We start from the raw sequence: 15479 nt of genomic DNA, 5'->3' as shown, positions 1-15479 counted from the left end.
TATACAAAAAGAATCCAGAGCATTATCCATAATTTTGCTTACTTTTCAAGAAAGAAAAGCTATGCATCGCAATAGATTTTGCCAGACATACGACTTGTACCACAGCACAAACTCTCTTTCTCCCGAATTTTTCAAATCAACCGCAGATTTTTTATGTGAAAACCATTTACAATGACAAAATAAATATTTGCAACAGTCTCCGTTTATCGTTTGCAAATCATGAAAAAATCAAATAAGCTTAAGTACATACATTATCATTTCATTGGATTTTTGTAAAGCGATCTACGCATGAAAATTTTAGATATGGTCAGTCAAAAAATTACGGAAAAACTTCTTTTAGAAAAAGAAGTTGTCAATTTAGACAACATTCCCAATCAACTCAATTTCTTGGGGTACGATAACTGGGGAATGAACCGCGAAGCGGTAGCAGTGGCACTAAAGTTTATAAAATATCTATATCAATACTTTCGTGTCGAAACCGAAGGTATTGAAAATATTCCCAGCGGACGCGTTCTCTTGGTTGCCAATCACAGCGGCCAGTTGCCTATAGATGGTGCCTTGATATACTACGCCATGGCAACTCAGGCACAACCACCGCGAATCGCAAGAGCGATGTTTGAACGTTTTGTCCCTAGAGTTCCATTTGTGAGTACCATGATGTCGCGATGTGGGCATGTGATTGGAGACCCGATCAACTGCAAAAAACTTTTGCTCAATAATGAAGCAGTTCTTGTCTTTCCCGAAGGAGTACGCGGGTCAGGGAAACTCTATTGGCAGCGCTACAAGTTGCAACGATTTGGTACTGGATTCATGCGCTTAGCTCTCGAAACACAGACACCCATTATTCCTGTCTCCGTTGTTGGCGCGGAAGAAATTTATCCAGCACTGTACAATTTTAAATTTTTAGCGAAGTTACTAAAACTTCCTTACTTTCCCATAACCCCGACGTGGCCTCTATTGGGTCCTTTGGGTGTTGTACCTTATCCATCTAAGGTTTCGTTACATTTTGGTGCCCCTCTCATTTTCGAAGGTGATTTTGATGGCACAGAAGAGCACATCAGCGAACTAGTGGATGTCGTTATTCGCAAAATACAGACAAAAATTAACAATGTTTTAGAAACTAGAAATTAGAAAGTGCACAATGGAAAAGGTATTAATAACGGGTATGTCCGGTGGTTTGGCAAATATACTCGCCGCCAAACTATCGAGAAAATATGAAATTGTGGGGGTTGATTTTAGAAAATACCCTGGCGTTTGGCCGTACCAAGGAGAGTTTATTCAACTCGACTACACCAAAAGATCTTTTGGTGATATATTTGTCAAACATAAGTTCAAAGTCGTCATTCACTTGGGGCGTATCGGAAATCCCACAGAAAAATTTTACAAACGTTACAACTTAAATGTTTTGGGAACAGCCAATATATTAAATTTGTGCACCAAGCACCATGTAGAGACGGTACTGATGTTCTCTACATTTCACATTTACGGAGCACACCAGTACAATCCCGCAAACATTGATGAAGAAGCTCCGCTACGTGCTGGACAAATTTTTCCGGAAATTATCGATGCCGTAGAATTCGACAATCTCGCCACATCCTATTTTTGGAAAAATCGCAATGCACGCACCATTATCCTGCGTCCATGTAATGTTGTTGGCAAAGACCTCAAAAACACCATGAGCAACTACTTTCGCCGTAAATACCCACCGTATTTGATGGGCTTCAATCCAATGACACAGTATATTCACCAAGAAGACATCACCGATGCCATTATGTTGGCCATTGAAAACGAAAACATCTTTGGCATCTACAATCTAACCGGTGGAGAAGCAGTTCCTATAAAAACAGCGATAAAATTGGCGCATAAAAAAGGCGTCTCCGTTCCGCACCATTTAGCGTATTCTTTGGTACACCGCTTGGCGTATTTCGGCCTGGGCTTCCCCACGCACTTATTGGATTACTTTCGCTATCCGGTCGTCATCTCCGACCAGAAATTCCGCAAAATTACCGGATATCAAAACAAATACGATGTAGAACAAACATTATCACAGCTCGACTAACGCACGAAAAACACACACCTTTTACAAAGTGCGTTGTAGGGGCGGACCTTGTGTCCGCCCGCTCCCTCAAACTCTATCAGCTCCATTTGTTAAATCTTCCGGAACTTTACACAACAAATCCCCAATAGCAGAGCGATAAATCCACATAGAATCTTCATATTTAACCTGCTAAAAAAAGTTATTCGCAATCTATGACTTGTATGAATAAGAATGCTATTTTTTACAAAAAAAATAAAATATTACTTCCGATATAGTTAAGATCTCCAGTAAATAGTATGTATACGAAATTAGTGATAGAGGTGCGCCCCTTTACCAAGATTTTCCGATGTTACGCACCTCTAATTATTTCAAAGCAAATTTACGCTATACCACAAAGTAGTATTTCTATAACACAAGCCCAAGCAACTCATAAATGAGTTGCTTATTTTATCATTTTTTTCCACAAGTACATCTATTCTTTTACCTCTTCGGCATAATAAAGCAATTAGAGCAACCAAAAATGTTACCACAAAAAAGTCAGGTTCGGGTACGGCAAGTTGAGGCTAAAAGTGATCGTCGAGCCTGAACCAGCAAACGGGCCAAATAACCTACATACCGACACCTGCGATTAGTATTGTTATTTCGCTCATTTGTTTTCCGTTTTTAATTTTCGCCACAACCATAAGCTAGTTTTATTATGAAAGTTAAATTTGTTAAATTTACGATAGATCTTGCATATACGCGCTTGTTCTCATAAAATAAAGATCTTGCAAATATAACTTGACTCTTAAAGGATAGCAATGGCAAAATATGTAATAGGAATAACTGGAGAAAAAGGAAAAGGAAAAACTAGTTTTGTTCATGTACTTACATATCTTTTGAGCATAAACGGCTATGCGGCGACGGTTTTGAATTTCGCCGATTATATAAAAAAAATTGCCCGTGAGTGTTTTGGAAAGGATATTGGACGAATACATGGCAAACTTAGTGAAGAAGAGCGCCAGTTACTGTGTAGCATAGGGGACGCTTTGCGTGGAATTGATACAAACTGCTTAATTAATGTTGTTTGTAGGCAAATTGATCACAACGACGGCTTTGTCATTATTGGCGATGTTCGTTTAAAACGCGAAGCTGATATTGTTCACGACTACGATGGTATTCTTGTGAAAATTGGAAGTAGTGTGCACAATCGCAATGAAAACTATCTACAAAATCATATAACCGAACAGGAAATAGCAAATATCCAAGCCGATTTTTTGGTCATCAACGAAGGTACTTTTTCCGATTTAATTGAAGAAGCGAAAAAAGTCCTATCGCATTTTATTCCAGATCATAATTGGAAAAGCTAGGGGGATTCATGTCTAAGAAATACTTATTATGTTTTGTGGTATCGCTATTTGCCACACATCTATTGTTTGCAGGGAAAATCATTGTTGTTGAAGTTTCTCCAGCGAAAATCAACTTGAAACCGGGACAAAAATATTCCTTTGTTGCCCATGCATTTGATGCGCAAGGCAATGAGGTATTTTTTAAACCAGAGTGGCAAGCTTCTGGAGGAAAAATCAACCAGGATGGTGTTTTTATTGCAGGGGGAAACTCGGGAATTTTTGAAGTCATTGCTTCTCACGCGGAAACAGGAGCTCATGGTTCCGCTTCTGTGATGATTGACTTTCGCAGTACACAATTTCCCAAACAACAAGTAGTTGTTACTTCAAAAGTGAAGGTACAAAGTTTGCGCCTAACTCCTGGAAGCATTAGCGTAAAACCACGTCAAAAGGTTCAATTTATCGTTCAAGCTTTTGATAATCGCGGAAAATCAATAAAACCTCCTAAACGTCTTATTTGGAAAGTTTCTAGTGGTTCTATTACACCAAGCGGCTTATATCAAGCCGGGGGAAGAGCTGGAGTACAAAACGTTCAAGTGCGTACCTATGATGGAATATACGCAAACGCTCAAGTATATGTAAATACAGCTCCCGGTAGGATTTCACGTATTGAAGTGAGTCCTTCACTTGTCAATCTAAAGCCAGGAGATCAATATCGATTTTTTGCTACGGCATACAACAATGCCGGCAAAATTGTCGCTCTTTCCCCACGTTGGAAGGCAACAGGGGGTAACATCGACAGCAATGGTATGTTTTATGCTGGCAGTATTCCTGGAACGTATATCGTTGAAGCACGTAATAACCGTGGTACCAGTGGTACAGCAACAATTAATATAAATCGCACGTATATTTCCGACGTTGAAGTACTTCCGAAATCCGCTGTTTTGTCTCCCGGACAAACACAACAATTTACCCTTAGGGCTTATGGCCGTGATGGAAAATTGGTGAACGTTTACCCCTCGTGGAGCGCAACAGGTGGAGTCATTCAACCAAATGGTGTATATCAGGCGGGTAATATAACAGGTGACTACAAGCTCAACGCGACAGTTGAAAATTTTAGTCTCAATGTACAAATAAAAATTCGCCATCAAAAACGTCTTGTGCGCATCGAGATTGCTCCGAGTTATGTCAAACTATCACCTGGACAGACCTTTCAGTTCAACATCAATGGTTATGACCAGTACGGAAAAACCGTTCCGCTACGCAAAATTAACATAAACTCAACAGGCGGCCGCATTAATTCAAAAGGATTGTATGTTGCAGGGCAAAGATCAGGGAACTTTTCTGTTGAGATTTCAACGCCACAAGGTTTGAAAAGTGTTACCAATATTGAAATTGGCGGTGGCTCACAAAACACTGTTTCCGCAAACACAACAGACAATACTGCAACCAACAACAATAACCAGAAACAAAACAACATGAGTGGTGGCGTTGAAGGTGAATTTGGTGAGGAAGCAGATACGGCAGATGAAAATCCTGCGATAAAATGGTTGACTGTTTCTCCACAATTTGCCCCCACATCTGTAGGAAAACAAGTTCAATTCCAAGCAAAGGGCTACGATGCCTCGGGCAAAGAAGTAGATTGTGATATCAAATGGCGTTGTACAGGTGGTAAAATCTCAAGTGATGGTATTTTTATCGCCGGAAATAAACCCGGTAAATATAAAGTTCAGGCTCGTGTAGGCAAGGTGAAAATGCAAGCAAACGTTGTTGTAAAAGCGGCTCCTAAAGCGCCAAAAAAACAGCACCGCTTAGTGGTCATTCCTCCCAAAGTCGTACTCAAAGCCGGACAACGTTGTACTTTTAACGCACAAATACGCGGAGATTTGAAAAAAGCTCCTAAACTGCAATGGAGTGCTAGTGGTGGTAAAGTAAACAATAACGGAGACTTTGTTGCTGGAAACGAGCCAGGCAAATACACGATTACTGTAGAAGAAAAAAGCCTGGGAATCAAAACGGAAGTTCCTGTTGTTATCGAAAAAGCACCAGAACCTCCCAAGTCCGTCCCTGGTGCTTTACACATTACCAGATGGTATGTAAAAACCAGTAAATCGGGGCTTGCGTCGATTCACATTGAAGGAAAAATGCTTTTGGACGATGCAAGAATGCTTAAGTTATTACTGCATCGCAGAGGCGATGAAGAGTTGGTATATCAACTCTTCATAAAGAAAAACCAGCGTTTTAGCATCCAAGGAAATTACTACGTAGCTGGTGGAACAAAACTAGAAATAGTTCTCTACGATAGCGATGGTAAAGTATTGCATCGCGAAAGTAAATAGTAATGAATGCGCCAAGAAATTGGCGCTTATAATTCTAGGATACAATATATGACAGAAACTATAAAAGAACTCGAGTCTATAACCATTCGTTTTGCTGGTGATTCCGGTGATGGTATTCAAGTTGTGGGAAGTCAATTCACCAATACTTCCGCTATTTTTGGTAATGATATCAGTACTTTTCCCAATTTTCCTGCGGAAATACGCGCCCCAGCCGGTTCTCTTGCGGGAGTTAGTGGTTTCCAAATTAATTTTTCAAGTCGTGATATTCACACACCTGGAGACCAACCACAGGTATTAATTGCGATGAACCCTGCCGCCTTGAAAAGCAACATCAAAGACTTAGAAGTAGGTGGTATCGTCATTGTAAACATCGATAACTTCAAAGCACAAAACCTCAAGAAAGCGCAGTACGAAAATAATCCATTAGAAGATGGTTCACTACAAAAATATCAAGTGTTTGAAGTTCCCATTACCACATTAAATCGCGAAGCATTAAAAGAAATCGAAGGACTAACCACAAAAAATATCGACCGTTGCCAAAACTTTTTTGCATTGGGACTCACCTTTTGGATTTACGATCGTCCTTTAGAGCACACCAATACTTGGATAGAAAACAAATTTGCCAAAAAACCCGAAGTAGTTGCTGCGAATAAAAAAGCGTTAGAAATGGGTTACTATTTTGGTGAAAATACCGAAACTTTTCAAATACGTTATCGTGTAAAGCCTTCTGAGCAAACGCCGGGTATTTATCGAAAAATTACCGGAAATGAAGCCTTAGCTATGGGGCTTGTTACTGCTGCACAAGTAGCGGACAAACCGCTTTTTTATGGTTCATACCCTATTACGCCTGCAAGTGACATTTTGCACTACCTAGCTGCAATGCGTAATTTTGATGTGCGTACTTTTCAAGCGGAAGATGAAATTGCTGCGATTGGTTCCGCGATTGGAGCTGCTTTTGGTGGTGCCTTTGCTGTTACCGGAACAAGTGGACCTGGTGTATGTCTAAAAGGGGAAGCAATGGGGCTTGCTCTTGCTTTAGAGATACCTCTTATTATTATAGATGTTCAACGTGGCGGACCAAGTACCGGGCTACCCACAAAAACGGAACAGTCCGATTTATTGATGGCGATGTATGGCCGCAACGGCGAAAGTCCTATCCCCATTATCGCCCCATCAACCCCTTCCGATTGTTTCGATACAGCAATCGAAGCTTTTCGCTGGGCTGTATACAGCAACGGACCTGTTATTTTGTTGAGTGATGGTTATCTCGCAAACAGTTCTGAGCCGTGGAAAATACCTGATCCAGATAGTATCGCCAAAATCGAGGTAGTGCATCCGGAACCACAAGAAAACTTTCTTCCCTATCAACGTGACCCAGTGACATTCGCACGCCCATGGGCAATACCTGGAACAGCAAAACTCGAACACCGTTTGGGTGGATTGGCGAAACAACCAGGCACAGGAAACGTATCTTATGATCCAAATGATCACCAACAAATGGTCAACGATCGTGCCGAAAAAGTACAACGTTTACAACAGATTATCCCCGACATAGAAGTTTTTGGGCCAAGCAGTGGAAAATTACTCGTTATAGGTTGGGGGGGAACGTATGGAGCAATCCATAGTGCTGTTGCGCAAGCCCAACAACAAGGTAAAAACGTTTCGAGTATTCACTTGCGACACTTGAATCCATTTCCGAAAAATTTAGGAGATGTGATCGGTAATTTTGAGCAAATATTAATACCAGAACTTAATATGGGGCAACTCATTATTCTTCTTCGTTTACATTTTAAAGCCAACTTTATTTCTTATCCTAAAGTTCAAGGACAGCCTTTTAAAATCGAAGAAATTTTTGACCGAATAGTTGAAATGATATAAGGAGTGAACATGAGCACAACAAAAGATAAAACTCCTACAGCGCTTACGAAAAAGGATTTTACGTCCGACCAAGCTGTACGTTGGTGTCCTGGCTGTGGTGATTATGCAATACTAGCGCAAATGCAAAAAGTATTACCGGAACTTGGTATTCCAAAAGAAAACGTCGTGTTTGTTTCGGGAATCGGCTGTTCAAGTCGTTTTCCTTACTACATGGATACATATGGATTACATACCATTCACGGTCGTGCAACAACCATCGCCAGTGGCCTAAAAGTGGCCAACCCTGACCTAAGTATCTGGGTCATTACGGGAGATGGTGATGGCTTGTCTATCGGAGGAAACCATCTACTTCACGTACTGCGTCGCAATGTCAATTTGAATATTATTCTTTTTAACAATCGTATCTATGGATTGACAAAAGGACAATATTCTCCGACATCTCTCCCTGGACACAAAACCAAATCTTCGCCAATGGGATCGATAGAACAATCTCTTAATCCTGTAGGGGTTGCTATAGCTGCTCACGCAACTTTTGTCGCCCGCACTCTCGATAGACATGTAAAACATATGGGTGAGATACTAAAAAAAGCGGCCGCGCACCAAGGAACCTCCTTCGTGGAAGTTTTGCAAAACTGTCCGATTTTTAATGATGGCGCATGGGAACCTGTGGCGGACACCAAAATGCGTGGTGACAACATGCTAGGTCTTGAGCACGGGCAACCAATGGTATTCGGCAAAACCGTAAAAAAAGGTGTGCGTTTAAACGGTTTAAAGCCTGAAGTTGTCGAACTAAACGACACCGTAACCGAAGACCAGATGTTGGTACACGATAAAGAAGATGAAATGCAGTCTATTCTGGTGAGTCGTATGCAGTATCCTGACTACCCAATTCCTCTTGGAGTAATTCGTCAAGTGGAAAGACCATGCTACGAAGATCAACTCATTGGCCAAGTCAAACTTGCACAAGAAACAAAAGGCAAGGGGGACTTAAAACAACTGTATCATGCGGCGGATACCTGGGAAGTAAAGTAGTGACTTATGAAAAAAATTATCGCACGCAATCCGTGGCTACTTTGTCATGAAAATCAAAGTGCCTCATTGCGTTTGTTTTGCTTTCCTTATGCGGGTGGTTCTGCGACTGTTTTTCGTAAGTGGCCGGAATATTTACCAGAAAATGTTGAAGTCTGTGCAATTCAATTGCCTGGCCGGGGCTCACGGTTACGTGAGCCTCTTCATAACAATATGAGCGATTTAGTCGCTGATTTAAAAGTCGCCATCACAGATATTATCGATGAAATGCCTTTCGTTTTTGTCGGCCATAGTATGGGGGCTCTCACAGCATTTGAATTATGCCATAGTTTAGAAACCTTACCACAACATCTTTTCGTCTCGGGTTTTCGTGCACCGCAGCTCCCGATGCGTTCCAAGGTGATATTCGATTTGCCAGAAAATGAATTTATCGAAGAACTAAAAATTTTAGGTGGAATGCAACCGCAAATTATGGCCAATCGCGAATTGATGAACTTACTGTTGCCGGTGTTGCGCGCCGACTTTCGCGTTTGTGATACATATTCACATAAGCAGCGCTCTGCCATCGACTGTGGAATCACAGCAATAGGAGGTATTCAAGACCCCCGCGCAACGAAAGACGAACTGCAAATGTGGACAGAACACACCACAGAGAATTTTGCGTTACACATGCTTCCGGGAGATCATTTCTTCATTGATATGTATGCCAACTTGTATTTTGAAATTTTAAATCGCGAACTATACAATCATTTGTAGGTGTAAAATGTTCTTACCTTCTAATTTTTGGAGTAATTTACCGCAGGTAGAGTTGCAAAAAGACGATACCCACGTATGGTACATTTCGCTACAAGCGTCTACACATGATTTAAGTTATTTTTCACAACTGCTCAACGAAGAAGAAAAAAAACGCGCCGCGAAATTTCATTTTGAAAAACACCGTATCCATTTTACCGTTGCACGAGCAGTAATGCGCATATTGTTGGGAAAATATCTAAACAAAGAAGCACGAGAAGTACAATTCTATTATCAAGAGCGCGGAAAACCCTATGTGCAAGAACTCATTCATTTTAATATATCGCATTCAGGTGATCGCGCGCTCTTTGCCGTCAATAAAAATTATGAACTTGGTGTTGATATAGAATTCATGCGCGACAATGTTTCCTGTGAGCAAATTGCCACCAGATACTTTTCGCAGACGGAAATAATCGAGCTAGCGAAAACCACCAACAAAAAACTCGCTTTTTTTCGCGGTTGGTCGCGTAAAGAAGCCTATATTAAAGCTATTGGCGATGGGCTAACTATGCCACTCGCCAGTTTTTATGTACCATTAATGGCAACAGAAAATTTAAGTATACACCACAATGATCCCCGCACATGGGGATTGTGGAATCTTGAAGTCGGTGAAAATTACACTGGTGCCATTGTCGTACAAACATTGAATACTAATATACGAAAATATACCTATGATGGATGATCTCTCAAAAAACCTAGATCTTTTGCGTCAAAAACGCAACAAATATATTCGCGAACACAGGTGGAACCAGGCACTTGAGACTATCGAAGAAATGATTCGCTTACTTCCTACACCATCTTTTTACACGCGAAAAGGAATGATTGAAATAAAGTTAGGTCGTTATGCCGAAGGAATTGACAGTTTAAAACAAGCACTTCATATCGAACCAAGTTATATAAAAGCACGACAAATTCTAATGAAATTAAGTGCTCGCATGGCTAAGGCAGGAGACGATCCTCTCGACAATATGATGTCAAACTCTCAAGCAATGCTCATTTATAGTGAGTCCGTCAATAGTGACACGGACAGTCTCGAAACTTTAGACAAAACCTTTACCAATCCAGATGGAACATTACTTCTAGTACCGGACTCAGATGAATTGGGGCAAGCCATTTCTCCACCGAGTGACATCACCAATATGTCGGCGTTGCCACAGCAGTTTGGAGAATACAAAGATTTACGCTTGATAGGTTCGGGGAGCATGGGTATTGTATATCGCGCCTACCACCCGCGCCTCAATAAATATTTCGCCATTAAAGTAATTCATCCTGAAAACAATGTCGACCATCAAGCGTTGCAAAAAGAGGCGCAAATGCTTTCGCGCCTTCACCACCCAAATATTGTTAACATCAAAGAGGTTGGCACCTCCGAGGGGTCGCATTACATAGTTATGGATTATGTAAAAGGCGAAACATTAAGTGAGTATATCCAAAAAGGAAAATATTCTTACAAAGACGCACTGCAAATTATTCGCTTTATTGCCTTGGCCATTGACTATGCTCACCAAAGTCAAATTATTCATCGCGACTTAAAGCCGTCCAATATCATTATCGAACAAGACACGTGCTTGCCGATCGTGATGGATTTTGGACTTGCCGCCAATATTCACTCCCTAAGCAAAATACAGCGTAGCATTTCCGGGACTCCTCGTTATATGGCTCCCGAACAAGCAATGGGGCAAACATATAAAATTTCGCCAGCGACAGATGTATACGCAATAGGAGCTATTTTGTATGAAATGCTTACGAAAACACCTGTTGTTACAAATAATATGCCGAAAAAAACTCTACAGGAGATTGTCGCTCACGAAGCAAAACGACCTACAAAAATAGCAAAAGACCTTTCTCCGGAAATAGAAGCCATCTGCATGAAATGTTTGTACAAAGACCTACGCTATCGCTATTTCAATGCTCGCGAATTGGCAGATGATATTACGCGGTACTTTGACGGAGAAGCCGTCATTGCACCGCGATTAACAATTTATAATAGAGGTATACGGCGTATCAGACGCAGTAAAAAGCTCTTCACCATTTTATTTTTGTTCGTACTTGGTTTTTGTAGTATGCTAGCATCGGCATTACTCGGTTATAACAGTACCGCGGCTACATTACGCAAAGATTTACAAACGTTACACAAATCTAACTACAGCAAAGAAGATCTTCTAGTAAAATTTCCCCTTGGCAACTCAAAAAAACTGCCTCTTGTTTTACAACAACAGCTAGAAATTTCTATTCACAATTATTTAGCGACCATTGATCTGCTAAAAAGATTGGACTCCATATCACCGCGAAAAAAAAATATCAAAGAAATCCGTCAACTGAACAAACAACTACTAGAACTTGCGCAGTTTTCTCCGAAAAAATCTTTTACTTACTTATACGACCAGCCAGCAAATTCATTTTTTAAAGACGACTACGACATTTTATTGCAACATCAAAAAAAAGACAGCGAAAAAGACAAACGTTTCGTGAATGACATTATGGAACAACTACGTACATCAAGCAATGGCTATGAGAAACATTTGCGTGACTTAATTTACGCGAGAAGTTCGTTTGTGACCGCAGCAATGATCGGCTATGCAAACTCGTCGCTACCATTACAACAAAGACTTGCTTTAGACTATTTGATTACGGTGGATATGAAATATGGTAAGCAAAACATAAAAGAAATTTTGTTAGAAAACTTACGAAATATCGAGGCGACTCCTGAAAACAAAACAAAAATCACACAACTAGTCGATGCTTTGTACAAACTACGCAATAAATAACTATTTACGACGGACAATCATTCAGAGTACTGTCTATTTTTCGAGCCCGTTTGCGAGCCCGAGCCCGGCTACAAATTAGAAGAGTATTAAATTTTTCTTTGAACTTTAATCAAACGAGTAAGCATTGCTACAACTCTTAAAAGAAGCTCACGTCCATTGATAAAAATGCTCAAAATTTTTTGGCAGCCAACGGATAACGTTGGCTTTCAAAGTCAAAATTTCTGTTCTCACCCTACATGACTACCTTCGGTGCCCCACAACAGTATACATTTTATTTTTTTTACCATTATAAAGTTGAGAGTGGTAGGTAACATGTATGTCAGGAAAACCTAATATACGCAAATATTCCGCGATTAACTGTGGAGATAAATTCCACCATGTTTCGTAAGGTTGCAATTTCTTAGCGTTTGGTAAAAAACGAATTAAATTCGCCCCAGTAATCCACTGTGCTACAGACATCATTTTACTGATGACGCCTTCGGTGACAATTACTGTTTCTTGCACATGTTTTGTCACATTTTGCAAAGCGAGAAAAGGATCTCTTAAATGTAAGAGAATCGCTCCAAAAGTGCATATATCGAATGTACCTATATTCTCAGGGATGTCATATACCGTACCATAAACAACTTTCGCCTGCGAATTGTTCGCTTTGTGGGCTAACCAGTATCCGTTGTTGAGTTTTTCAATATGCTTTTTGCGATTTTTTATATGTTGCTCATAATCGTAATCCGCATAAGGAACAATATCCCATGGTTGCTTGCTAGACAAGTCATAAGCGGTCACACGGGCCCCCATCTTTTCCATTGCAAAACAAAGATGACCACTTGCCGTACCAAGTTCTAGTACATTTTTATCTGCAAAATCAACATTGGCAAAGTAATCCTTCTCTTTTCCTCTTAAATCCCACATACCTTTGACCAAACCATGTCCAGGTATATCCATTGTATGGTAAAACAAACAATCTTCTATATTAACAATATCCCGAGGTTTTGCCCAAATATTCTGATCCATACTTTTCCTAGCAAAAAATGTAAACGATAGTTAGGTGCTATATGTTTTTTAACAAAAATGTAAACCGTTTTTATGTCCATGCGCACGTTTCATACTGTTCAAAAAAGATAAATACGTGGCGCTGCCAGTAACGGCTCCTTTTTTCGCCGGGTTATAGCGTTGTGCTTTTTCTACATAACAATCTTGCCCTTCACCCGCCCCATAAAGCTCCACTTCAATAATATGCGACTCCAGTTGCGGATCTACCACTAATTGTGCAGTTACATTATCCATTCCTAGTTGCGAAGCCAATGCAGCAACTGCCATAGTATTGACGTTATTTGGAGCATAGGAGCAAACCTGTCGCACACTTCCAGAGTAAATAGTGGTTTCTTTTGTTATTTCCGCAAGCGGTATCTCTAAGGGGCCATAGTAGTGTATGCTCAAAGGATGTTTCTTCATCGTCACATTCATTTTTTTGAGTTTGTTATTTGCCACAAGTTGTAGAATACAATCTAAATACCACATAGCCCCTCTAGGAACATACATCGCATGTGATTCGTCCTTTTCCACGAAATCTAATACCTTGCTTTCTAACTCTTTATCGGCAAATGCGGTAGGAGAACCCGGCATGTAGTCGGCGTGTTGTAAAAAACGTGTTGCGTATTTTTTGCTAATTTCAGGGTGCGCAACTTCAACAATCAAGTCAACATCATAATTTGTAAAATCATCGAGGTTTTGTAATACCTTCTCACCATCAACACCCTTTATTTTTGACGTATCTCGATTATATACAAAGCTAAGTTCAAACGAGTCGTCCATATTTTCCACCAAGTATTTTCCTAAATTACCATAACCGACAATTCCTACTTTTCGCGGTGTTTCTTCCATATTCAGTTCCCCAATAAAATGTGAATAATATTTTACATATGAATGCGAATAACCTATAATAAATAAAAATGTGCAATAGCATTCAACATTATTACATAAATGTGTAAATTTTTTCACTGTTTGTGGAAGGTTTTTTTATGAAAAAATACACGGCTATATTTTTTATGGTGGTTACTTTCGCATTCGTAAGTGCCGAAAGTCTGGAAATCCATCATTTTGGAATAGGTCAGGGAGATGGAACACTTATTGTTGCCAAGCACAGTGATGGACAATATAGTACAATCCTCATCGATGCGGGAAACAGTAGTGGCAAAGGCCGTGCCATTTTTCGACGTATGGAAGAACTGTTCGGTAGTAAGTATAAACGTCTTGATTGCTTAGTTGTTTCGCACCTTCATTCCGACCACTATGGCGGAGCGCCAGAAATTTTGACTCTTTGTCAGGAAAAAAATTGGACAGTCGGGAAAGTCATTGATAAAGGAAAAAAGACCCACGGCATTGCTCCTTTTATCATATATGACTGTTGCTACGACACCTCGATAGGGGACCCTTACTTTGAAAACGATCCAGTAGATGAGCTTACTCGTGGTGCTTCCCTTGATGATTTTCTAAAAAAAGCAGCTGAATTTCCACGCGAAAACATTGATTTGGGTGTCGATTTATTTCAACTCACCAAAAAAGTCAAAACAAAAATGACCATGACATGCGTGACCAGCAACGTAAAGGTATACAAACGTTATGGAGCCAAATACTACATAGATCGCGAAAATGAAGCGCATTCGGAAAATGATTACTCGTATGGATTCTTATTGCAATTTGAAGGATTCAAATACTTTACAAGTGGTGATTTGGGCGGAAAAGATCCTGCATATCTTGATATTGAATCACTCATCGTTGATTATTTCAAAACTTGGCCAGAGGATAAATATTTTCATTTCTGTGCTCTCAAGGTAAATCATCACGGCAGTAGACATAGCACCAATAAAACATTTGCAGATTTTTCAAGACCAACCATTTCCGTCATACAATCTGCTTTGAGATCCTTTTCGGGAACACAAATACCAAACAAAGAAACCATTGATGTTTTAGAAGATGTAAACTCGCGTATTTTTTACACCTATCTACCAGAAAGTGGTTCTTCTTACTGGCAAGGAAAAGTCAAATACTACAATGACGTTGTGTTGAAAATTCCTAGAAATCCTGGATATAAGAATATCAAGATTGATATACAAACCCGCTTACGAAGTAAAACAGGCGATTTGGAATGGGTTGGCAATAGCAAAAATTCCTACCTAACCTGTACGAAAAAGCATGCGTATATCTCTCCACTCACAGGAGAAGAATTAGAAACCACTAAATAATTACGTCTTAGATATTTGTTATTCTATAAAGAAAGTAAACGTTTCTGTTTACTTTCTTTATTTTTTTA

General features: G+C 40.0%; 12 protein-coding genes. 10 read left to right on the top strand and 2 right to left on the bottom strand.

Going from position 1 to position 15479, the window contains the following annotated elements; translation table 11 throughout:
* Positions 1-288: 288 nt before the first annotated feature.
* From UABAM_RS04120 to UABAM_RS04080, 9 genes are all read left to right on the top strand, one after another.
* Positions 289-1131 carry a lysophospholipid acyltransferase family protein gene (locus UABAM_RS04120; protein ID WP_151966731.1) on the top strand — a complete coding sequence of 281 codons (843 nt, stop codon included), beginning with the start codon at positions 289-291 and terminating at the stop codon, positions 1129-1131.
* A 10-nt stretch (positions 1132-1141) separates the two neighbouring features.
* A complete protein-coding gene (locus UABAM_RS04115) occupies positions 1142-2059 on the top strand; it encodes an NAD-dependent epimerase/dehydratase family protein (RefSeq protein WP_151966730.1) in 918 nt (305 codons plus the stop codon).
* A 779-nt stretch (positions 2060-2838) separates the two neighbouring features.
* Complete coding sequence (locus tag UABAM_RS04110) at positions 2839-3387, top strand: deoxynucleotide monophosphate kinase family protein (protein WP_151966729.1); 549 nt, start codon at positions 2839-2841, stop codon at positions 3385-3387.
* A gap of 8 nt (positions 3388-3395) precedes the next feature.
* A complete protein-coding gene (locus UABAM_RS04105; protein WP_151966728.1) occupies positions 3396-5702 on the top strand; it encodes a hypothetical protein in 2307 nt (768 codons plus the stop codon).
* A 48-nt stretch (positions 5703-5750) separates the two neighbouring features.
* A complete protein-coding gene (locus UABAM_RS04100) occupies positions 5751-7580 on the top strand; it encodes a 2-oxoacid:acceptor oxidoreductase subunit alpha (protein ID WP_151966727.1) in 1830 nt (609 codons plus the stop codon).
* A 9-nt stretch (positions 7581-7589) separates the two neighbouring features.
* Positions 7590-8612 (top strand): 2-oxoacid:ferredoxin oxidoreductase subunit beta, encoded by a 1023-nt coding sequence (locus UABAM_RS04095; protein ID WP_151966726.1) that lies wholly within the window; start codon positions 7590-7592, stop codon positions 8610-8612.
* A gap of 6 nt (positions 8613-8618) precedes the next feature.
* Complete coding sequence (locus UABAM_RS04090) at positions 8619-9365, top strand: thioesterase II family protein (protein ID WP_151966725.1); 747 nt, start codon at positions 8619-8621, stop codon at positions 9363-9365.
* 7 nt (positions 9366-9372) lie between these two features.
* A complete protein-coding gene (locus tag UABAM_RS04085; RefSeq protein ID WP_151966724.1) occupies positions 9373-10083 on the top strand; it encodes a 4'-phosphopantetheinyl transferase family protein in 711 nt (236 codons plus the stop codon).
* Complete coding sequence (locus UABAM_RS04080; RefSeq protein WP_151966723.1) at positions 10073-12169, top strand: serine/threonine protein kinase; 2097 nt, start codon at positions 10073-10075, stop codon at positions 12167-12169. The genes UABAM_RS04085 and UABAM_RS04080 overlap by 11 nt, the downstream gene beginning before the upstream one ends.
* A 240-nt stretch (positions 12170-12409) precedes the next feature.
* Here UABAM_RS04080 and UABAM_RS04075 read toward each other — a convergent pair whose 3' ends face one another.
* Positions 12410-13180 (bottom strand): class I SAM-dependent methyltransferase, encoded by a 771-nt coding sequence (locus UABAM_RS04075; RefSeq protein WP_151966722.1) that lies wholly within the window; start codon positions 13178-13180, stop codon positions 12410-12412.
* Positions 13181-13228: 48 nt separating this feature from the next.
* A complete protein-coding gene (locus UABAM_RS04070; RefSeq protein WP_151966721.1) occupies positions 13229-14050 on the bottom strand; it encodes an aspartate dehydrogenase domain-containing protein in 822 nt (273 codons plus the stop codon).
* Positions 14051-14187: 137 nt separating this feature from the next.
* On the opposite strand from UABAM_RS04070, the gene UABAM_RS04065 reads away from it, so the two are divergent.
* Positions 14188-15411, top strand: a complete 1224-nt coding sequence (locus UABAM_RS04065; protein WP_151966720.1) for a ComEC/Rec2 family competence protein — start codon at positions 14188-14190, stop codon at positions 15409-15411.
* Positions 15412-15479 lie beyond the last annotated feature (68 nt).

It is taken from the genome of Candidatus Uabimicrobium amorphum (genome assembly GCF_009002475.1).
In the GTDB taxonomy this organism is placed as follows: Bacteria; Planctomycetota; Uabimicrobiia; order Uabimicrobiales; family Uabimicrobiaceae; genus Uabimicrobium; species Uabimicrobium amorphum.
The sequence above is the reverse complement of the archived record's forward strand: the minus strand, read 5'-3'. Positions and strand labels throughout refer to the sequence as shown.

Excerpts from the sequence above, each read along its gene's own strand:
- UABAM_RS04120 (WP_151966731.1), top strand. The coding sequence starts at position 289 with ATGAAAATTTTAGATATGGTCAGTCAAAAAATTACGGAAAAACTTCTT.
- UABAM_RS04115 (WP_151966730.1), top strand. The coding sequence starts at position 1,142 with ATGGAAAAGGTATTAATAACGGGTATGTCCGGTGGTTTGGCAAATATA.
- UABAM_RS04110 (WP_151966729.1), top strand. The coding sequence starts at position 2,839 with ATGGCAAAATATGTAATAGGAATAACTGGAGAAAAAGGAAAAGGAAAA.
- UABAM_RS04105 (WP_151966728.1), top strand. The coding sequence starts at position 3,396 with ATGTCTAAGAAATACTTATTATGTTTTGTGGTATCGCTATTTGCCACA.
- UABAM_RS04100 (WP_151966727.1), top strand. The coding sequence starts at position 5,751 with ATGACAGAAACTATAAAAGAACTCGAGTCTATAACCATTCGTTTTGCT.
- UABAM_RS04095 (WP_151966726.1), top strand. The coding sequence starts at position 7,590 with ATGAGCACAACAAAAGATAAAACTCCTACAGCGCTTACGAAAAAGGAT.
- UABAM_RS04090 (WP_151966725.1), top strand. The coding sequence starts at position 8,619 with ATGAAAAAAATTATCGCACGCAATCCGTGGCTACTTTGTCATGAAAAT.
- UABAM_RS04085 (WP_151966724.1), top strand. The coding sequence starts at position 9,373 with ATGTTCTTACCTTCTAATTTTTGGAGTAATTTACCGCAGGTAGAGTTG.
- UABAM_RS04080 (WP_151966723.1), top strand. The coding sequence starts at position 10,073 with ATGATGGATGATCTCTCAAAAAACCTAGATCTTTTGCGTCAAAAACGC.
- UABAM_RS04075 (WP_151966722.1), bottom strand. The coding sequence starts at position 13,180 with ATGGATCAGAATATTTGGGCAAAACCTCGGGATATTGTTAATATAGAA.
- UABAM_RS04070 (WP_151966721.1), bottom strand. The coding sequence starts at position 14,050 with ATGGAAGAAACACCGCGAAAAGTAGGAATTGTCGGTTATGGTAATTTA.
- UABAM_RS04065 (WP_151966720.1), top strand. The coding sequence starts at position 14,188 with ATGAAAAAATACACGGCTATATTTTTTATGGTGGTTACTTTCGCATTC.